The organism is Xanthomonas axonopodis (assembly GCF_001304695.1).
GTDB classification, from domain to species: domain Bacteria; phylum Pseudomonadota; class Gammaproteobacteria; order Xanthomonadales; family Xanthomonadaceae; genus Xanthomonas; species Xanthomonas axonopodis.
Genome location: NZ_JFAQ01000191.1, coordinates 1 through 18792, shown reverse-complemented (window position 1 = coordinate 18792; position 18792 = coordinate 1). Strand labels below are relative to the sequence as shown.

16 protein-coding genes and 4 pseudogenes are annotated in these 18792 nt (G+C 64.2%); 10 read left to right on the top strand and 10 right to left on the bottom strand.

Going from position 1 to position 18792, the window contains the following annotated elements; genetic code table 11:
- Window positions 1-14: 14 nt before the first annotated feature.
- The 8 genes and pseudogenes from XAXN_RS23280 to eutC all read left to right on the top strand — a co-directional run bounded on the left by XAXN_RS23280 (window position 15) and on the right by eutC (window position 7716).
- Window positions 15-581 carry a hypothetical protein gene (locus XAXN_RS23280; RefSeq protein WP_054320383.1) on the top strand — a complete coding sequence of 189 codons (567 nt, stop codon included), beginning with the start codon at window positions 15-17 and terminating at the stop codon, window positions 579-581.
- On the top strand, window positions 581-877 hold the full coding sequence (yidD, locus tag XAXN_RS16575) for a membrane protein insertion efficiency factor YidD (protein WP_057655542.1): 297 nt from the start codon (window positions 581-583) through the stop codon (window positions 875-877). The genes XAXN_RS23280 and yidD overlap by 1 nt, the downstream gene beginning before the upstream one ends.
- Entirely contained in the window at window positions 874-2223 is a 1350-nt protein-coding gene (locus XAXN_RS16570) for a dihydroorotase (RefSeq protein WP_054320372.1), read from the top strand. The genes yidD and XAXN_RS16570 overlap by 4 nt, the downstream gene beginning before the upstream one ends.
- Window positions 2223-3062 carry a M23 family metallopeptidase gene (locus XAXN_RS16565; RefSeq protein ID WP_054320371.1) on the top strand — a complete coding sequence of 280 codons (840 nt, stop codon included), beginning with the start codon at window positions 2223-2225 and terminating at the stop codon, window positions 3060-3062. Before XAXN_RS16570 ends, XAXN_RS16565 begins: the two co-directional genes overlap by 1 nt.
- Before the next feature lie 174 nt (window positions 3063-3236).
- Window positions 3237-3680 (top strand): VOC family protein, encoded by a 444-nt coding sequence (locus tag XAXN_RS16560; protein WP_241148153.1) that lies wholly within the window; start codon window positions 3237-3239, stop codon window positions 3678-3680.
- A gap of 467 nt (window positions 3681-4147) precedes the next feature.
- Window positions 4148-5511: pseudogene (eat, locus tag XAXN_RS16555) on the top strand (ethanolamine permease).
- A pseudogene (locus tag XAXN_RS16550) lies at window positions 5508-6904 on the top strand (ethanolamine ammonia-lyase subunit EutB). Before eat ends, XAXN_RS16550 begins: the two co-directional pseudogenes overlap by 4 nt.
- The gene (gene eutC, locus XAXN_RS16545) at window positions 6901-7716 is read left to right on the top strand and encodes an ethanolamine ammonia-lyase subunit EutC (RefSeq protein WP_054320369.1); all 816 of its coding nucleotides are present in this window, start codon (window positions 6901-6903) and stop codon (window positions 7714-7716) included. Before XAXN_RS16550 ends, eutC begins: the two are co-directional and overlap by 4 nt.
- 55 nt (window positions 7717-7771) lie before the next feature.
- On the opposite strand, the gene XAXN_RS16540 is transcribed toward eutC, so the two are convergent.
- The 4 genes and pseudogenes from XAXN_RS16540 to XAXN_RS16530 all read right to left on the bottom strand — a co-directional run bounded on the left by XAXN_RS16540 (window position 7772) and on the right by XAXN_RS16530 (window position 9662).
- Window positions 7772-8062 carry a hypothetical protein gene (locus XAXN_RS16540; protein ID WP_054320368.1) on the bottom strand — a complete coding sequence of 97 codons (291 nt, stop codon included), beginning with the start codon at window positions 8060-8062 and terminating at the stop codon, window positions 7772-7774.
- 24 nt (window positions 8063-8086) lie between these two features.
- A complete protein-coding gene (locus XAXN_RS23710) occupies window positions 8087-8413 on the bottom strand; it encodes an MBL fold metallo-hydrolase (RefSeq protein ID WP_241148154.1) in 327 nt (108 codons plus the stop codon).
- A gap of 55 nt (window positions 8414-8468) precedes the next feature.
- Window positions 8469-8984: pseudogene (locus XAXN_RS23705) on the bottom strand (MBL fold metallo-hydrolase); the annotation flags it as partial.
- Between the two features lie 173 nt (window positions 8985-9157).
- Window positions 9158-9662, bottom strand: a pseudogene (locus tag XAXN_RS16530) (pyridoxamine 5'-phosphate oxidase family protein).
- Between the two features lie 421 nt (window positions 9663-10083).
- On the opposite strand from XAXN_RS16530, the gene XAXN_RS16525 reads away from it, so the two are divergent.
- Window positions 10084-11265 (top strand): putative acyl-CoA thioester hydrolase, encoded by a 1182-nt coding sequence (locus XAXN_RS16525; RefSeq protein ID WP_054320367.1) that lies wholly within the window; start codon window positions 10084-10086, stop codon window positions 11263-11265.
- Between the two features lie 391 nt (window positions 11266-11656).
- Window positions 11657-13327, top strand: a complete 1671-nt coding sequence (locus tag XAXN_RS16520) for a glycoside hydrolase family 28 protein (RefSeq protein WP_134980129.1) — start codon at window positions 11657-11659, stop codon at window positions 13325-13327.
- Window positions 13328-13499: 172 nt separating this feature from the next.
- On the opposite strand, the gene XAXN_RS16515 is transcribed toward XAXN_RS16520, so the two are convergent.
- From XAXN_RS16515 to efp, 6 genes are all read right to left on the bottom strand, one after another.
- The gene (locus tag XAXN_RS16515) at window positions 13500-14189 is read right to left on the bottom strand and encodes an isoprenoid biosynthesis enzyme family protein (protein WP_054320366.1); all 690 of its coding nucleotides are present in this window, start codon (window positions 14187-14189) and stop codon (window positions 13500-13502) included.
- Between the two features lie 28 nt (window positions 14190-14217).
- Window positions 14218-14907, bottom strand: coding sequence for a phosphoglycolate phosphatase (locus XAXN_RS16510; RefSeq protein WP_054320365.1), 690 nt, complete (start codon window positions 14905-14907; stop codon window positions 14218-14220).
- An 85-nt stretch (window positions 14908-14992) separates the two neighbouring features.
- A complete protein-coding gene (ubiG, locus tag XAXN_RS16505) occupies window positions 14993-15712 on the bottom strand; it encodes a bifunctional 2-polyprenyl-6-hydroxyphenol methylase/3-demethylubiquinol 3-O-methyltransferase UbiG (protein WP_054320364.1) in 720 nt (239 codons plus the stop codon).
- A 31-nt stretch (window positions 15713-15743) separates the two neighbouring features.
- Window positions 15744-17081: a TRZ/ATZ family hydrolase gene (locus tag XAXN_RS16500; protein ID WP_054320363.1), complete on the bottom strand. Its 1338-nt coding sequence runs from the start codon at window positions 17079-17081 to the stop codon at window positions 15744-15746.
- 17 nt (window positions 17082-17098) lie between these two features.
- A complete protein-coding gene (locus XAXN_RS16495) occupies window positions 17099-18079 on the bottom strand; it encodes a PA3715 family protein (protein ID WP_485129852.1) in 981 nt (326 codons plus the stop codon).
- A 5-nt stretch (window positions 18080-18084) separates the two neighbouring features.
- The gene (gene efp / locus XAXN_RS16490) at window positions 18085-18651 is read right to left on the bottom strand and encodes an elongation factor P (RefSeq protein ID WP_054320361.1); all 567 of its coding nucleotides are present in this window, start codon (window positions 18649-18651) and stop codon (window positions 18085-18087) included.
- Window positions 18652-18792: the final 141 nt, after the last annotated feature.

Genomic DNA, 18792 nt, shown 5'->3' with positions numbered 1-18792 from the left:
CAGGGGCTTCGGTTTTGGTTGGCGTTTTTGCGGAAGATTTCGAAACGGGCACGGGATTCTTAGATGACGGGGTCGCAGGCTTTGCCGGCTTCGCAGGGACGGCCTTGAGGGCCGGTGCGGGCGCGGGCTTTTCAGCCTTGACCGGGACTGACTTGGCCGGAGCCGGCTTGGTGGCCGGCTTCGGTACGGACTTGGGCGCCACCGGCTTGGCAGCCGGTTTGGCGACAGCCGGAGCTGCCTTTTTCGCCGCCGGCTTGGCGACAGGTTTCACTGACTTGGGGGCTGCGGACGCGGTGGTCTTGGAAGCCGGCGCCGGCTTGGCAGCGGCCTTCTTCGCAGGTGCCTTCTTCGCGGGTACCTTCTTGGCAGCCGGCTGCTTGGTCGCCGGTTTTGCGGCCGGTTTCGCAGCAGCGGACGTCGTTGCCTTTTTCGCAACGGGTTTGGCGGACTTCTTGGCGGCCTCTACGGCCTTTTTTGCAGGTTTTTTAGCAGCCACGAAACGCTCATCCTTGGTTCCCCCGGGGCCCGGGAAAGCGGGCATTTATAACGTACCCCGCGGACTCCCGGCAACCACCTATTAATGCAAGTGGTATATCATTGGCAAGTGATCTCACGCCTGCTCATCGCGCTGCTGCGCGTCTACAAGCTCGTCATCAGCCCCCTGCTCGGGCCGCGTTGCCGTTTTGCGCCAAGCTGCTCGGACTACGCGATGACCGCCATCGGCCGCTTCGGCCCGCTGCGCGGCAGTTGGCTTGCCGCACGCAGGCTCGGCCGCTGTCATCTTTTCCATCCGGGCGGATTCGATCCGGTGCCCGATGCGCCCGCCTCGCCCTCCCCGTCTTCTTCTTACTGCAGCTGCAAACGACCCCATCCATGAGCCGAACCGTCATCGTCAATGCCCGCCTGGTCAATGAAGGCAAGGAGTTCGACGCCGATCTCCTGATCGAAGGCGGCCGCATCGCCAAGATCGACAGCAAGATCGCTCCTGCCCCTGGCGATACCGTTGTGGACGCCGCCGGACGCTGGGTGCTGCCAGGCATGATCGACGACCAAGTGCACTTCCGCGAACCTGGCCTGACCCACAAGGGCGACATCGCGACCGAATCCGGCGCCGCGGTGGCCGGCGGCCTGACCAGCTTCATGGACATGCCCAATACCAATCCGCCGACGCTGGATGCCGCCGCACTGCAGGCCAAGTACGACGCCGCTTCCGGGCGCGCCTGGGCCAACTACGGCTTCTACATGGGCGCCAGCAACGACAACCTGGTCCACATCCAGTCGCTGGACCCCAAGACTGCCCCGGGCATCAAGGTGTTCATGGGCGCCTCCACCGGCAACATGCTGGTCGATAATCCGGAAACGCTGGACGCCATCTTCCGCGACGCGCCCACGCCGATCATCACGCACTGCGAAGACACCCCGACCATCGATGCGACGATGGCGCAGTATAAGGAAAAGTACGGCGATGCACTGACACCGGAGATGCACCCGGACATCCGTTCGCGTCAGGCCTGCCTGAAGTCCTCGCAACTGGCGGTGTCGCTGGCGCGTAAGCACAACACCCGTCTGCATGTGCTGCACATTTCCACCGCCGACGAGCTGTCGCTGTTCGAAGCCGGCCCGCTGGTCGGTGCCGACGGCAAGCTGCGCAAGCGCATCACCGCCGAGACCTGTATCCACTTTCTGCGCTTCGATCGCAGCGATTACGCACGACTGGGCAACCTGATCAAGTGCAACCCCGCGATCAAGGACGCAGAAGATCGTCTGGCGCTGATCGATGCGCTGGCCGAAGATGTCATCGACGTGCTCGCCACCGACCACGCCCCGCACACCTGGGAAGAAAAGCAAAAGCCCTATGCGCAGGCGCCCTCGGGCCTGCCGTTGGTGCAGTACGCGCTGGTCGCGGCACTGGAGCTGGTGCATGAAGGCAAGTTGCCGATCACCCGTATCGTGCAGAAGTTCGCGCATGCGCCGGCGCAGTTGTTCGATGTGCAAGAGCGCGGCTTCCTGCGCGAAGGCTATTTCGCCGACCTGGTGATGATCGACAACGCCGCGTTCACCGTGAAGCGAGAGCAGGTGCTGTCCAAGTGCGGCTGGTCGCCGTTGGAAGGCACCACGTTCCGTTCGCGGATCGCCTCGACCTGGGTCAATGGTCGCCAGGTCTGGGACGGCGAGCGCCTGGTCGGCGCCGGTGCCGGCCAGCGCCTGACCTTCGACCGTTGATGCGCACCGTTCTGGTCGCTGCCTGGCTGGCGTTGGCGCCGTGCGCGTTGACCAGCCTGCCGGCGTTGGCGCAAGCCAGCGATGCGCAGCGCGTGGTGTTTCCCGCCAGCGCCTCGCAGGGCGCCATGGTGATCGGCAAGGTGCCGGTCGGCAGCCAGGTCCGCTACGCCGGTCGCACGTTGCGGGTCAGCGACTATGGCAGCGTGGTGTTCGGCATCGGTCGCGATGCAACCGGCCCGCTGCAGGTGGACGTCACCCACCCCGATGGCGGCAGCGAACAGGTCCGGATCGCGGTGACCCCACGCGACTGGCCGATCGAACGCGTCAACGGTGTCCCGCCCAAGACGGTCAATCCACCGCCAGCGATCGCCGAACGGATCAAGCGCGAGCAGGCACAGGTCACCGCCGCGCGCGACCGCGACGATCCGCGCACGGACTTCGCTGCACCCTTCATCTGGCCGGTGCAGGGCCGCATCAGCGGCCGCTTCGGCAATGCGCGCGTTTACAACGGGCAGCCAGGTGCTGGCCATTCCGGCATGGATATCGCCGTGCCCACCGGCACGCCGGTGAAGGCACCGGCCGCCGGCGTGGTGACATTCGCAGCACCCGATCTGTATCTGACCGGCGGCACGGTGCTGCTGGACCATGGCTTTGGCATCAGCTCCAACTTCCTGCATTTGTCGCGAGTCGACGTCAAGGTCGGCGATCGGATCGCTCAGGGCCAGGTGATCGGCGCAGTGGGAGCCACCGGGCGGGCAACCGGTCCGCATCTGCATTGGGGGATGAACTGGTTCGACACCCGCATCGATCCGCTGCTGGTGCTTGAGCGGACGAAGTAGAGCGTTCGGATCGCCTCTTTGACGTGCGGTGGCACTGAAGACACTGTTCTACGCTTCATAGGTAAGAGCCTGCTTAGCCAGCGCTTTCTTCTGCTGAGTCTAGTTTGCCCCACTTAAACTATCGCGTCTCAGACGTACTGGAACGGAGCCGCAACAGTGGATAACAATGCAGGCGTGACCAACGTTGATCACATTGGGTTTGCCGTTTCATCTCTTGACGACGCTATCCGGTTCTGGACCGAGGCCCTCGGGTTTACGCTCGAACGACAGGCAGAGATGGGCGGCGATTTCCTGCATCAGGTCACCGGCGTCGATGATCCGAGCGTGCGAACGGCAATCGTGAAGGCTCCGGACGGATTCATCGTCGAGTTGCTGCAATATTCCAAAGGTCGTCGGAATGGGCAGTCGCCGGACAGCGCGGGTGCGATCGGGGCCGCCCATCTGGCACTGACCGTCCGGGACATCCATGCAGCCATCTCCCGTGTTGAGGCCGCCGGATGGAGGGCGAAGGGCGAGCCGCTGCCGATTCCGGCAGGTCCAAGAAAGGGAACGCTCACCGCCTACGTTTCTGGTCCCGACCATATTTCCATCGAGTTCATGCAGCCCGCTGGATCGTGACAGAACCGGCGCGCCGCAACTACCGGCGCAGTCGTCAGCGGGATGACACCAATGGTCGCATCCCCGCCCCGTTGATGGACCATGATCGCGATCCGCCTTGGCGTGCGGCTGCAGAGTCATTCTGCGATGACCCCAATATTTGATGCATCGCGACCGCTGGATCAGGCCCCCTCAATTAAGGGCGTGTTATGCACTTGGGGTGAGTGCGAAGCTCGAAGTGCATAACACGCTCTAACGGGCTACACCCTGCGGCGCCCGAAGAAAAACGCAACCCACGGCGATTGCGCCGGAGCGCTACACACCCGGTCAGCGGCCACCTACCCGTTGGGCTTGTGTTGGCCAGCGGGCTTTGCGGTATAACCGGAACGACCGTCGCGCATGTCTGCACGCGGGCGCTCGGCTGCTGACGGTCGGTCCGTCGCTTCGGCGTCGGGCGTGCTTCATCTCCCCTCCCCCGACTGCAGGAGATGTGCGACACGCGCAACCAGCACCTCAAACCGACCCTGGGCACTTGGCAGTTGTGGGGTATCGCCGTGGGGCTGGTGATTTCCGGCGAGTATTTCGGCTGGAGTTACGGCTGGGGCACCGCTGGCACGCTCGGCTTTCTGGTGACCACGCTGCTGGTCGCAGTGATGTACACCTGCTTTATCTTCAGCTTCACCGAATTGACCACCACCATTCCCAATGCGGGCGAGCCGTTCGCCTACAGCCTGCGTGCGTTCGGCGCCTATGGCGGGATGCTGGCGGGCCTGGCCACGCTGATCGAATTCGTCTTCGCGCCACCGGCCATCGCGATGGCGATCGGCGCCTATCTGATGTGCAGTACCACACCCTCGATCCGCGCATTGCAGCGATCGGCGCCTATCTGGTCTTTATGAGCTTGAACATCGTCGGCGTGGCGATTGCGGCCACCTTCGAGCTGATCGTGACCTTGCTGGCGGTGTTCGAACTGCTGGTATTCATGGAGGTGGTGGCGCCGGGTTTCAGCGCGGCGCGCTTCGACGCCAACGGCTGGGCGGGCAACGACATGTTCGGGCCGGCGGCCATTTCAGGAATCTTCGCCGCAATTCCGTTTGCGATCTGGTTCTTTCTGGCCATCGAAGGGGCAGCAATGGCGGCCGAAGAAGCCAAGGACCCCAAGCGTACGATTCCGCGCGCCTACATCGCCGGCATTCTTACCCTGGTGATCCTGGCGCTGGAGGTGATGGTGTTTGCCGGCGGCGTCGGCGACTGGCGCCAGCTTTCCAACATCAACGCCCCCCTATCGCAGGCGATGAAGGCCGTGGTCGGCAACAGTTCCACCTGGTTGCACATGCTGGTGTGGATCGGCCTGTTCGGGCTGGTGGCGAGTTTCCACGGCATTATCCTGGGCTATTCGCGGCAGTTCTTTGCGCTGGCGCGTGCCGGCTTCCTACCGCATGGGCTGGCCAGGCTGTCGCGTTTTCGCACACCGCATTGCGCCATCCTGGCCGGCGGCGTCATCGGCATTGTCGCAATCTGCAGCGACAGCGTGGTCAAGATCCAGGGCATGTCGTTGACTGCAGCGATGATCACCATGTCGGTGTTCGGCGCGATCGTGATGTATGTGATGAGCATGCTCAGCCTGTTCAAGCTGCGGCGCGCCGAACCGGGGTTGGAGCGTAGTTTCCGCGCGCCAGGGTACCCGGTGGTGCCGGCCATTGCGCTGGTGCTGGCGCTGGTGTGCCTGGCAGCGATGGTGTGGTTCAACCCGATCGTGGCGTCGATCTTCCTGGGCCTGCTGCTGTTTGGCGCGGTGTGTTGCCTGCTGAGCCTGCGCACGCAACACGCGCCTGCGACCAGCGCCGGATGAGCGGCTTCGCATTCACCGCAGGGTGCGAACAATTTCGGTTTGCCGACCTCAAGACCTTGCTCGCCAAGGCGACGCCGGCGCGCTCCGGCGACCAGCAGGCCGGTGTTGCTGCCGACTCCGGCCTGCAGCGTGTCGCCGCGCAGATGGCGCTGGCCGATCTGCCGCTGCAGCATTTCCTGCAGGAAGTGGTTGTGCCGTACTGACGCGCCCGATCATCGACCAGCACGATGCCGCTGCGTTCGCCGCTGTTGCGCATCTCACCGTGGGCGGCGTTCGCGATTGGCTGCTCAGTGCGCAGGCCGACGAAGCTGCATTGACCGCATTGGCACCTGGCCTGACGCCGGAAATGGTGGCCGCGGTGGCCAAACTGATGCGCGTGCAGGACCTGATCCTGGTGGCGCAGAAAACCCGGGTCGTCACCCGCTTTCGCAACACGCTGGGGCTGCGCGGACGCCTGTCGACGCGCCTGCAGCCCAACCGCCCGACCGATGATGCCACCGGCATTGCCGCCAGCGTGCTCGACGGTTTGTTGTACGGCAACGGCGATGCGGTGATCGGCATCAATCCGGCCAGTGACCGCCTGGCCGCGACCACGGCCTTGTTGCGCATGCTCGATGCGGTGATCAGCGGTTATCAGATCCCCACCCAATCGTGCGTGCTTGCTTGCGCATATCACCACCATCGAAGCGATCGGCCGTGGCGTGCCGGTGGACCTGGTGTTTCGGTCGATCGCCGGCACCGAGGCGGCCAATGCCAGCTTCGGCATCAACCTGGCCTTGCTGCAGGAAGGTTATGAAGCGGGCCTGTCGTTGCGTCGCGGCAATGTCGGCGACAACGTGATGTATTTCGAAACCGGCCAGGGCAGCGCGCTGTCGGCCAATGCGCACCACGGCGTGGATCAACAGACCTGCGAGGTGCGCGCCTATGCGGTGGCGCGCCACTACAAACCACTGCTGGTGAACACCGTGGTGGGCTTCATCGGCCCGGAATATCTCTACGACGGCAAGCAGATCATCCGCGCCGGGCTGGAGGATCACGTCTGCGGCAAGTTGCTCGGCGTACCGATGGGCTGCGACATCTGCTACACCAATCATGCCGACGCCGATCAGGACGACATGGACATGTTGCTCACCCTGCTCGGCACGGCCGGCATCAATTTCATCATGGGCATTCCCGGCTCCGACGATGTGATGCTGAACTACCAGACCACCTCGTTTCACGATGCCTTGTATGCACGCCCGGCGCTCGGTCTGCGCGCCGCGCCTGAGTTCGAGCAGTGGCTGGAGCAGCACGACATCCTGCAGCTGCGCGATGGCCGCTTCGAACTTGGCAACGAGGTACCGGCGCCATTTCGGCGTGCATTGCACAGGCCAGCGGTAGAACGGCCCCATGAGCGCACCCTTGAAACCGCCACGCGATGCCTGGGCGCAACTGCGCCAATTGACGCCCCCGCGCATCGCGCTGGGCCGTGCGGGGACCAGTCTGCCTACAGACGCGCACCTGGAGTTTCAGCTGGCGCATGCGCAGGCACGCGATGCGGTGCATCTGGCATTCGACCCGGCACCGCTGCAGGCCGCGCTGGAGCAACGCGGGCGCAGCAGCATCCTGTTGCAGAGCGCTGCGGCCGATCGTCACCAGTATCTGCAACGTCCTAATCTGGGACGGCGCCTGGCCGATGATGCCGCCACCCAACTGCGCGGCCTCGCGGTCGTGCATGGCGGTAGACATGATGTTGCGGTGGTCATCGCCGATGGGCTGTCTGCGCTGGCCGTACATCGGCATGCGGCGCGCATGCTCGAGCAGATCGATGCACTGGCGTCGCAAGAAGGCTGCTCGCTCGCGCTGGTGGTAATAGTCGCGCAAGGGCGCGTGGCCGTCGGCGACGAGGTCGGCGGGCTGCTCGACGCGCGTGCGGTGATCGTGCTGAGCGGCGAACGGCCGGGCCTGAGCTCACCCGACAGCCTGGGCCTGTATCTCACCTACACGCCCCGCGTCGGGCTCACCGATGCAGCGCGCAACTGCATTTCCAACATTCGCGCCGAAGGACTGAGCGACGCCGAGGCCACGCACAAATTAGGGTATCTGCTGCGCGAGGCATTTCACCGCAAACTCTCTGGCGTGCAGTTGAAAGACGAAGCCGAGCAACCTGCCTTGGTGGCAGGCCCTGCCGATGCTGCGCCGCGCACGTTCTTGTTGCCGGATTGAACGGCGCGGCATGTACGGACCAGGAATCGATACCGCTCGCTACGCGATCAATCCTCTACTTCAACGCCCCATCCTGCGCATCGCTGGCGGCATAGGTACTGGTCTGCAGCTCGTTGTCATGCGGATGACGCAGGGCATCGCGGACATCATCGGGAAGCTTGTCGACATCCAGCATCACCTTGCCCGAATGCACATCGCGCACCACCGAGGCAGGCAGCACGAAGTCGCCGCCGTTTTCGATATTGACGACCAGTTCGCCTCCCTCGTTGCGGATGTCGCGGATGGCACCGATGCCGACTTCGCCATCGCGTAGAAATACCATCTGGCCAATTTCGATCTGCTGCATGTTCAATCTCCTGGAATGGCGGCATCAGGCAAGCGCGCTGTGCCGGTACAGATCATCGCGCTGCGGTGCGTTGGCGCGCGGTGAAGCGCAGATCACCGCGGCGTGGGCGCGTGCAACAAGGCGCCGCTCGGCAGGCGGACCGGCTGCCCCCGCAACACGCTCGAACTCGGGCACGTTGTGCGAACAGAATACCTCCACCTCGCCCGCGTGCTGTTGCCGTAGAGCGCGCAGACGCTGCTGGTTGGTCAAGCGCGCCGGTCGGTCCTTCTCCAACATCCATTGGTAAGCACGCAGCCCTGGCGTGCAGTAAGGCGCCTCCGCATCCATTTCGCGATGGAAGAAAATATGCATCGCCTGCCAGCAGCAGCCATCGTTCCGGCGTATGCACCGCAACCGCCGCGTGACCCAACGTGTGCCCGGGAAGCGGCACCATCAACAGTTCTGGCGGTAGCCCATGCAGGTTGCGCACGCACTCAAGCCCCATCCAGCGCTCGCCTGCGGCGCCGTCGTAAGTGCGCCACTGTCCGCGCGTAGACCACTGTTGCGGACGAAAGCGCTGGCGGTCCATCCAGGTACGCTGTGCCAGTGCGGCATCGCGCTCGCCCGTCATCAGGTGGACGCGCGCATGCGGAAAGTCGTCCAGCCCGCCAGCGTGGTCGAAATCCAGATGGGTCAGCACGATGTGCCGCACATCGCGTGGGTCCAGCCCGAGCCGTTGTATTTGCCGGATTGCTGTCATTTCCTTGCGCAAGTCCGGCTTGACCAAGGCCAGAAAAAATCGACTCAGGCGCGCACGTGGCTCGGCCACATCGCGCAGGCCGAAACCGGTATCGATCAGCACCAACCCGGCGCTGGTTCCCACCAACAAGCAATGGCAACACAGATGGCCGCGATCCAGCACGCCTGGCGTACGACCATCCATGAGATGGCCGCCCAGCGGACAGGTGGAGATGCTGTGAGGTGATGCACGCGCATCGGCGCGCTCCGCTTGGCGGGCCAGCTTCGCAGTGCGGCCGTCGCACAGCGGTGAGCGGTGCCAATCACGCAACCAGCGCGCACACGCCACCTTGACGGTGGCGCGTGCGCGCCAAATGTTCAGCGCAGCGGGACGTCCGCCACCTTGTCTTGGTAATCCTTCTTCGGGTCTACGCCCAACAACACCTTGATTCCTGCCAGCAGGCTCGACTCGTTGAGCCAGATCTGTGCATGGTCGGCGTCCAGGCGCAGCAGCGCCAAGTTCGGATCGGTCTTGCCGCCTTCGTACCACGCGGCGACGTATGGATTCCACAACCGATCGACCATGGCCGGGTCGGTGTCTTCGCGCAGCGAACCGCTGATGCTGGCGAACAGATCGTGGCCCTTGCTGCTGAAGGCGCCAATGATGCGGCGGCCCTGCCCCAGCATGGCGATCAGCGCGTTGTCCTTGCGATGTAAAGAACCAGATCGGGCCACCGCTATCGCCTTCGATCTGTGCGGTCATCGGACGCGCGTGACCGTCTTCGACACCGTCCAGGCCCAGCATCACGGTGCGATCGGATTTGAGCGCCTTCCAGAATTTTTCCTGCAACTCTTTGGTGTCTGCCATTTCGATTCCTGACATGCGCGTGGTACGCGGGTGAGCCAGTCTGAAAGGCCCTGCGCCCACGGCATGTGAGGACGCACCGTCGCTCGCCGTCGTTGTGCAACCGCAATATGGTCGGCGTGCGCACGTGGCCTGCAGCAACGGTAACGGGCTGCAAAGCGTGACCGACTCGCAGTTCCGGCACATTGGCCGATGCCTCATCGGCCCAAAAACGACCACTGCAGTAGGATCGGCCGGCCGCTACTGCGGCACGAACGAGAACCACGCATGGCAACGACCGTCGTTGTACCTGCGTTGCATTGCCCTGACTCCTGAAGCGGCCTGACACCTGTTGCGATCGTTTATCAGGCGAGCGCGCAACAGCCTCGTGATCGCTCCTGGCCTGCCCGGCATCTGCAACGTATTGCGCACGCGTTCCATTCTGAGAGAGCGCCACCACATGTCTGCATTGCACATCCGTGCGACCTGTCTTGCCGCCGCAGTGCTGAGCCTTGTCAGCGCCACTGCACTGGCACTGACAGGCACTGCCACACGGCCGCAGCTCACCAGCAGCGAAGCGGGCACTTATACGATTGCCAAAGCCTTGGCCAAGGCCGGGCCGATCAACGCCTTGGTGACCGACAACTGGAACCCCACCGCAGGTGTCGCCCTGCTCAGTGCCGACTACGCAGTGGCTGCCGATGGCTCCACACGCTACCGCACCGTGCAATCTGCCATTGACGCCGCCGTGGCTGCCGGCGGCACGACACGTCGCTACATCAGCATCAAGGCAGGCACCTACACCGAGCTGGTCTGCGTGCCGAACAATGCGCCACCGCTGACGCTGTTCGGGCTGGGCACAAACACCGGCGACACCGTCATCCGCTTCAACAACGCCAACCCCACGCCCAAGCCAGCCGGCACCGCAAGCCACCCGTGTGCGAGCAATGCATCGGCGACAACGGTTGGCACCTCCAACAGCGCCACGTTCACGGTGCGCGCAGCGAATTTCGAGGCGCGCCACCTGCGCGTGGACAACAACTATGTGGAAGGCACCTACACAGACAACAATCAATCGGCGGTGGCACTGGCTGTGCGTGGCGACAAGGCCGACTTCCAGGATGTCCTGGTGACCGGCAACCAGGACACCTTGTTGATCAGAGCAAGCAGCGCGTCCGATGTGATCCGTGCGTATTTCAAAAACAGCACCATCAAGGGCGATGTCGATTTCATCTTCGGCTCCGGTGTCGGCGTCTTCGATGGCGCCATCATCCGTTCCACCGGCGCACGCCTGGGCAGCAGCCGCGGCGGCTATATTTTTGCCCCCAGCACGCGCCCTGGCAGCAGCTACGGATTTCTGGCGGTCAACAGCAGCTTTACCGGTGTCTCCGGCTCTCCGGACAACAACACCTATCTTGGACGTGCCTGGGACGAAAGCGTCGGCAGCCTGAGCGCCTACGTCAAGGGCACCTCACCCAACGGCCAGGTGACGGTGCGTGACTCGATCTTGGGCAGCCATATCCGCAAGACCGCGCCATGGAATGCATCAACGGTCGGCCGCCCGTATTGCAGCAGCAACTGCACCAATTCGGCGAATCGTTTCTACGAGTACGGCAATACCGGGGCCGGGGCCGCCGACTGACCAACCGCCACCACAGCTGCGTCTTTGTAGCGTCCTGGCAGCAACGTTTCGGTGTAGCACCGCTGCTCATCGCCTGTTTGCAATCCGCGTGATGCGGTGTGCCAACAGGCGATGGTGTTTACCGCGCATCCGCGTGCGCCCGATAACAACGCTTGATTGGAATGGGCACTGCATTGATGACTTCGGGGACGCGGCGTCGAGTTCGCCCCTCCGACGTCGGCCGCCCACATGAGGCGCCAGGGTTGCCACTTCCTTGCGCAATCGACGTCGCAACGGCGATACCTGCACCGCAAGCCCTGCGCACCAGGCACGGTGACACGGCTGTCATGCAACGTATCGCTGCTGCGCGCAGATCGCACCGTCGCCGCGCCCTATCGGAGCACTCCCCCCAATGCGATCTCCTTTCACCTTTCCCGCCATCGCACCACTGACGCTTGCCTTGTTCGGCATGACAAGCTTGCAGGCCAGCGCAGCGCGGCCGCACGGGGAGGATATGCCCGACACCGCGCACAGCATCTCCACCCGTTGGGGTGTCGTCCAGCAGCCGACCTTGCCGACGCAGATCTGCGCAACGCTCAAAGCCGCACTGATTCCAGTGGCCGGGTCGTTGGACATGCTGGATCAGGATCCGGCCCACTCCAAGCGCGATACCGCGCGCCTGCAGGCGGCCATCGACGATTGCCCTGCCGGCAGCGCAGTGCATCTTGTCCCCGGCGATGCCGGCGAATCCGGCGTGCTCAGTGGGCCGTTGACAATCAAAAGCGGGGTCACGCTCTGGATCGACCGCGGGGTCACCTTGTTCGGCTCGCGCAATCCGCAAGACTACGACAATGGCCTGGGCACCTGCGGCACCGCCAGCAGCGACAAGGCCAAGTCGTGTAGCCCGCTGATCCATCTCTCCGACACCGCCAACAGCGCCATTGTCGGCGCCGGCAAAATCGACGGCCGTGGCGGCAGCACGCTCACTGCCGGACCCAATGCCGGCAAGGCCAGCTGGTGGGATCTTGCCTATCTCAATGTCACCAAGGGCTTGAGTCAGCACGTGCCGCGCCTGCTGCAGATCGACGACAGCACTAACGTCACCTTGTACGACATCACCCTGGAAAACTCGCCCAATTTCCATGTCATCAGCGACAACGTAGTGGGCCTGACCGCGTGGGGCATCAAGATTTTGGCGCCCAGCCTCGTCTATTCGCGTCCCGGCTATCGATGCCCGGCAGGCAGCACCCCCGACGTCAATCCGCACGCAACCTGCTTCACGCCGGAGACTGCCAAGAACACAGATGGCTTCGACCCGGGCCAGTCGAAGAATGTGCTGCTGGCGTACTCGTACATCGGCACCGGCGATGACGGTGTGGCGATCAAGGCGCACGCCAACAGCAAGCGCAGCATCGCCTCGGAAAACATGCTGTTCGCCTACAACCAGCTCTACTACACCCATGGTTTTTCGCTGGGCAGCGAAACCGATTCGGGTATGCGCCATATTGCCGTGCGTGGCTTGAGCATCGACGGCTTCAATGCCAACGATGCGCAGCGCGATCCCTACTCGGCCAATGGCCTGCGCATCAAGTCCGATGCCTCTCGCGGCGGCCAGGTCTACGACATCAGCTTCGAGAACCTCTGCATGCGCGGGGTTGCGCGGCCGCTGGTGTTCGATGCCAACTACGCCAACGCGCCCACCCGCGACAAGCACCCGCAGTTCGACGGCATTTCGCTCAGTAACGTGCATTCGCTGGGTTCGACCACCTTGGGTGGCGGCGAACTGAGTTTCTATGGGTATCGCGATGCCGGCACTACCCGGCCGATCACCATCTCGCTGGACAATGTCGTGCTGGAAGGCGGCAAGGTCAGCTTCGCGCAGCCGCATTTCGGCGGGCCTGCGAGCAATCCGGGCGCGACGCACTTCACCTTCAAAGGCGGCCCGGTGAGCTTTTACGATCAGCTGACCGAATCGGTGCCCAACGATGTGCAGCTACAAGGCAAACCCGGCCCTGGCACGCCACTGCAATGCAATGACGCCTTCATTGCCTATCACTCGGTGCTGCCAGATTCGCCGATTTGAATCCAGCGTGCTGAGCGCAACGCAGCCACATACGGATGCAACGCTTGCTGCGGTCTGCCGGTCGCAGCAAGCCATCGGTCCGAACCCAAAAATGAAAAGGGGCCTGCCGGCAGCCCGCAGGACACATTGGTGCGCCTGCACGTTGCGCCATCCGGCCGTGTATCGCTTGCGCTCAGTCCGCGCCGCTAGCTGCGCGCCAGCTATGCCACAGCTGTTGCACCGGCGGCGGGTAGGCAGGCTTGCCGCCCAGTTCACGCTGCAAACGCAACCGTGCCAGGCGCGACCACACCCGATGCGGCCGTGCCAATGCCGGCCTGCGAGGCCACGCACGTAGCAGTTGGGTGCGCCAGGCAACGGTGGTGACGCTGCCGGGAGCGGCGCTATCACCAGCCACGCGTTGCCGTGCGTCCAGCCATTGCACCGAGACCGCAGTGGCGTCGCTTGGCTGGCGGCGCGCGAACAATACCGCTTCCACGCCGACCACTGCCTCGGCAAAGCCACGCAGCTGATCCAACGCCTGCTGCAGCGATGCCGGCTGTGTACGCGCCACCTGCATGGCCGGCAAGGTGTCGGCCAACTGTGACCACGGCGCACGCACCGGCTCAAGCACGCGCCCCAACGGATGCCGCGAGCGCTGGCTCGACCAGTCACGCAGCTCCTGTTGCCACCACGCCAGCTTGGCATCGGCCGGCAACGGGTCGCCGGCGATGTTCATGATGTCTTCCCATTCCTGCAGCAACGCGAACCAGGCAACTGCCAGGCGGCGTTGCGACTCGGGCACGAACGGTTCGGCAACCGACCATTCCGGCCATCGGGTTGCCCACTTGTCGAGAAAACTGTCGAGCGCGCTGGATTGGCTCATGGCGGGTCCAGAAAAATACCAAGAAAGATCAGATCTGCGGCCACGTTGCCGGATTCCAAAGCGCCTGCGGCTGCTCGACCAGCACATCGGCCTGCCAGCGCGACGGGGCGTCGTCGTCCAGACGATAGCCCCACAACGCCGCGACCGACGGCATCAGCGCCGCGCGCGCAGCCACAATGTCGCGCTCATCGTCGCCGACATACACGCAGTGTGCAGATGCAACGCCGATGCGTTGGGCGGCTACCACAAGCGGCAACGGATGCGGCTTGCGCTCGGCTAGCGTGTCGCCACCGATCAGCACCGCGCAACGCTGCTCCCATCCCAACTGCGGCAGGATCAGGCGCGCCAGATACTCGGGCTTGTTGGTGACAATGCCCCAGACGCAGCCGGCGTCCTCCAGCCGCACCAGCATCTGTTCGATGCCATCAAACAGCTGCGACTGCGTGCCGATCAAGCCTTCGTAGCGCTGCAGGAATTCCGGCACCAGCGCAACGCACGCCGCGGCATCGAGCTCGGCAAAGGCCACGCCGAGCATCGCACGCGCACCTTTGGAGACCACCGGGCGCAGCGAAGCCAACGCAACTGGCGCACGCCCACGCGCGTCCAGCATGGCATTGACCGTCGCGAGCATATCCGGCGCACTATCCAGCAAGGTGCCATCCAGATCGAACAACACCGCACGCGGGAAAACCACAGCAACACCTGTCGTCAATTGCACGTCGTCCGGCGGGCAACCGAGACCATCAAGCACGCAACCAACCGCCGTTGCGAATCTCCAATCCCCAATCTCGAATCCCCGCCCATCACGGCCTCACCGCATACGCCAAATAATTCACCTCGGTACGCGAGGACAGGCGGGCGCTATTGCGCCACGGCTCGTACAGCATGCCGCTGACGTCTTCGAGCTGCAGTCCGGCGTTGCGCAACCACGCCGCAAGCTCGGCCGGCTTGATGAAATCCTTGTAGTGATGGGTGCCCTTCGGCAGCAGACGCGCGATGTATTCGGCGCCCACCACAGCCAGCGCGAACGCGGCCGGGGTGCGGTTGAGCGTGGACAGGAACAGCTTGCCACCCGGCTTGAGCAGGCTGGCGCAGGCACGAATGATTGCGGTCGGGTCCGGCACGTGTTCGAGCATTTCCATGCAGGTCACCGCATCGAAGCTGCCCGGCTGTTCGGCGGCCAGGTCTTCCACCGATTGCACGCGATAGTCGACCTGCACGCCCGATTCCAGGCCGTGCAGACGCGCCACCTTGACCAGCTCCGGTGCCAGGTCGATCGCAGTCACCTGCGCGCCCAGGCGCGCCATCGACTCGCTGAGCAAGCCGCCACCGCAGCCGACGTCGAGCACGCGTGCACCGGCAAGTTCCAGCCGCACGGATACGTACTCCTGACGCACAGGATTGAGCGCATGCAGCGGCTTCTGCGGGCCGTCGGCATCCCACCAGCGGTTGGCCAGCGCGGCGAATTTATCCAGCTCGCTCTGATGGAAATTTCTGGATTTGGCGTGCGTATTCGAATTCATGCGCGGGCTCCGTGATGCGGTGAACGCGCGCTCAGGCGCGGACGGTGCGGATGCGTTCTCGCCACTGCCGCGCATTGGCGAGAAGGGCGGCGGTATCCATGTCGATGAGCTCGCGCTGCATCAGCTTGGGCTTGCCGGCGATCCACACATCGGTAACCTGATGGCGGCCGGCCGCGTAGATCAGCTGCGACAGCACATGATGCAGCGGTTGGGTTTCCAGTGCGGCCAGATCCACGCAGATCAGATCGGCCTGCTTGCCGATCTCGATCGAGCCGATGGTGTCGCCGAAGCCCAAGGCGCGCGCACCGCCCAGGGTGGCCGCGCGCAGGGTGGTGGCCGCATCCAGCGCGGTCGCATCGTTGGCCACGGCCTTGGCCAGGATCGCGGCGGTGCGGTTCTCGCTGAACATGTCCAGGTCGTTGTTGCTGGCGCAGCCATCGGTGCCGATGGCCAGGTTCACGCCCGCACGCTGCAGCGCGCATGCCGGGCAAAAACCCGAGGCGAGCTTGAGATTGGATTCGGGGCAATGCACCACGCTGACGCCGCGCTCTGCGCACAGATGGATTTCCGCATCGGTGAGCTGGGTCATGTGCACCGCGATCAGGCGGTCGTTGACCAGGCCCAGGCGATCCAGTCGCGCCAGCGGGCGCTGGCCGTACTGCTTGATCGAATCGGCCACTTCCTGCGTGGTTTCATGCGTGTGCAGATGCACGGGGATGTCCAGCTGGTCGGCCAGCATGCGCACGCGTTCGAAGTTGGCATCGTTCACGGTATACGGCGCATGCGGGGCAAACGCGGTGCTGATCAACGGATCGTCGCGCCATTGGTCGTGCAACTCGCCGGCACGCGCGAAGTATTCGTCGTCCGACGATGCCCACGCGGTCGGGAAATCGATGATCACCGCGCCTATCAGCGCGCGGAAACCGTGCTGCTTGTAGACGGCCGCCTGCACATCGGCGAAGAAGTAGTTTTCGTTGACGCAGGTGGTACCGCCGCGCAGCATTTCTGCGATTGCCAGCGTGGTGCCATCAGCCACGAACTCCGGCCCGATCACCGCCGCTTCCACCGGCCAGATGTGCTGCTGCAACCACACCATCAGCGGCAGGTCGTCGGCGACGCCGCGCAGCAGCGTCATCGGATTATGCGTATGCGCATTCACCAGGCCCGGCATCAACGCAGCATCGGGCCGCGACACGGTCTGCTTGGGCGCAAAACGCGCGCGTGCTGCGGCAACCGGCAGCACGGCAACGATGACGCCGTGACTGACCGCGACCGCGTGGTCTTCCAGCACCACCGCATGCGGTTCGATCGGCACGACATAGCCGGCCTCGATCAGCAGGTCGCAGGCTTCGGGCGGGGCATTGGTCATGAGTGGATCCATTGAAGTTAGATGCCGAACGGCCAGGAGTCGTCGGAGAGTGACACAGGCACATACCGCGTGCCGTCATAGCGCAGCAACTGGCGTTGGCGGTGGGTGCGCTCGATGTCCTCTGCATCCTTGACGGTGGTGGAGGTCACCAGGTTGGCAGTCAGTGCGATGTCGGCATAGCCCGCGTGGACCGGTCCGTCCATCGACAGGGTGAGCGCGCCGCGCTCGGTCACCACACCCATCGCACCCCAATTGCACGGTTCGCCTTTCACCCGCCGCCAGACAGTCAGATCCCGCTGCAGAAACGGGCGCAACCGGCGATGTTCGCGCACCAGCAGGGTCAGTGCATCGTTGCTGTCGAAATTCGGGCAGCTAGGCCCGCGCGCAACACTGTGCGCCACCACGCCAACCGCGCGGACGCCCTGCGCCAGGTCATAGCGCGCGGTGTCCAGGCGCAGACTGTCGGCAGCAAGTTCGAAGCCGGCATCCTCGCTCATGTCCTGCGTGTACAACGCGACGACCTGGGTCGTGCGGGCATCGAGCATGGCAATGCGCAACTCAAAGTTGCGTTCGCCTGCCTCGGTGGTGGCATCGCTGGCGAACGCAATGGCTGCCAGCCGTATCGATGGGTCATACGGCCACGGCTTGCAGGTCTGCGCCACGGCACGGTCGACCGGCACCGCCCCTGCCGCGTCGGACGCCGCACCAGCTGCCACCGCCGCCACGCTCTGCGCGTCGCAGGCGGTGGCGGCGGCGCTTTGTGCAAACACCGGGCACGCCGCCAGCGTGCCGCTCAGCCCGGCCAGCAACGCGACGCGAACGGCCGTCGGGTGAATGCTGGAGGCCCACGGGACCCGCGATGTACCCGTGGCACACGCAGCTTCCAAACACCGGCCGCCCAAGCCTGGCAGCGGCGCAGTCATTTTCTCAGCTGCGCCCGGCGCCATCAGGACACTGGCACTGCGTACTGCTCGACCGGACCGGCGTCCCAGGCGCATCTGGATTACTTGACGCGCGCCGAGTATTCGCCCGAACGGGTGTCGACCTTGATGATTTCGTCCTGGTTGACGAACAACGGCACGCGCACCACCGCGCCGGTTTCCAGCGTGGCCGGCTTGCCGCCGCCGCCGGAGGTGTCGCCGCGCACGCCCGGGTCGGTCTCGGCGATCTTGAGTTCGACGAAGTTTGGCGGCTGCACCCAGATCGGGGTGCCGTTCCACAAGGTCACGATGCAGTCTTCCTCGCCCTTGAGCCACTTTTCGGCGCCGCCCATGCCGGCCTTGTCGGTCTGCACCTGCTCGAAGGTTTCCGGGTCCATGAAGTGCCAGTACTCGCCGTCGCTGTAGAGGTAGCGCATGTCGGTATCGACCACGTCGGCCACTTCCACATCGTCGGTCGCCTTCATGGTCATTTCGACCACGCGCCCGGACTTGATGAAGCGGTACTTCATGCGGGTGAAGGCCTGGCCCTTGCCCGGCTTGACGTATTCGGTCTCGGTGATGACCGCCGGCTCGTTGTTGACCAGGATCTTCATGCCGTTCTTGACGTCGTTCATGCCAACAGTGGCCATGGTGCAGCTCCTCGATAAGACCACGACCCGCCACGCGGTGGCAGGTCGGATTAGAATGGGGCGCCCGCCGCAACCGGTGGGCATTTGGTTTTGTGACCGCACATGATAACCGCAGCCCCCCTCGCCTTACAGCCATCCCCG

Bases quoted from the DNA above. Each gene is read 5' to 3' on its own strand.
- XAXN_RS16570 (WP_054320372.1), top strand. From the start codon at position 874: ATGAGCCGAACCGTCATCGTCAATGCCCGCCTGGTCAATGAAGGCAAG.
- XAXN_RS16495 (WP_485129852.1), bottom strand. From the start codon at position 18,079: ATGCGCCTGGGACGCCGGTCCGGTCGAGCAGTACGCAGTGCCAGTGTC.
- XAXN_RS23710 (WP_241148154.1), bottom strand. From the start codon at position 8,413: ATGCATATTTTCTTCCATCGCGAAATGGATGCGGAGGCGCCTTACTGC.
- XAXN_RS16525 (WP_054320367.1), top strand. From the start codon at position 10,084: ATGTCTGCATTGCACATCCGTGCGACCTGTCTTGCCGCCGCAGTGCTG.
- yidD (WP_057655542.1), top strand. From the start codon at position 581: ATGCAAGTGGTATATCATTGGCAAGTGATCTCACGCCTGCTCATCGCG.
- XAXN_RS16565 (WP_054320371.1), top strand. From the start codon at position 2,223: ATGCGCACCGTTCTGGTCGCTGCCTGGCTGGCGTTGGCGCCGTGCGCG.
- XAXN_RS16520 (WP_134980129.1), top strand. From the start codon at position 11,657: ATGCGATCTCCTTTCACCTTTCCCGCCATCGCACCACTGACGCTTGCC.
- XAXN_RS16540 (WP_054320368.1), bottom strand. From the start codon at position 8,062: ATGCAGCAGATCGAAATTGGCCAGATGGTATTTCTACGCGATGGCGAA.
- eutC (WP_054320369.1), top strand. From the start codon at position 6,901: ATGAGCGCACCCTTGAAACCGCCACGCGATGCCTGGGCGCAACTGCGC.
- XAXN_RS16500 (WP_054320363.1), bottom strand. From the start codon at position 17,081: ATGACCAATGCCCCGCCCGAAGCCTGCGACCTGCTGATCGAGGCCGGC.
- XAXN_RS16515 (WP_054320366.1), bottom strand. From the start codon at position 14,189: ATGAGCCAATCCAGCGCGCTCGACAGTTTTCTCGACAAGTGGGCAACC.
- efp (WP_054320361.1), bottom strand. From the start codon at position 18,651: ATGGCCACTGTTGGCATGAACGACGTCAAGAACGGCATGAAGATCCTG.
- ubiG (WP_054320364.1), bottom strand. From the start codon at position 15,712: ATGAATTCGAATACGCACGCCAAATCCAGAAATTTCCATCAGAGCGAG.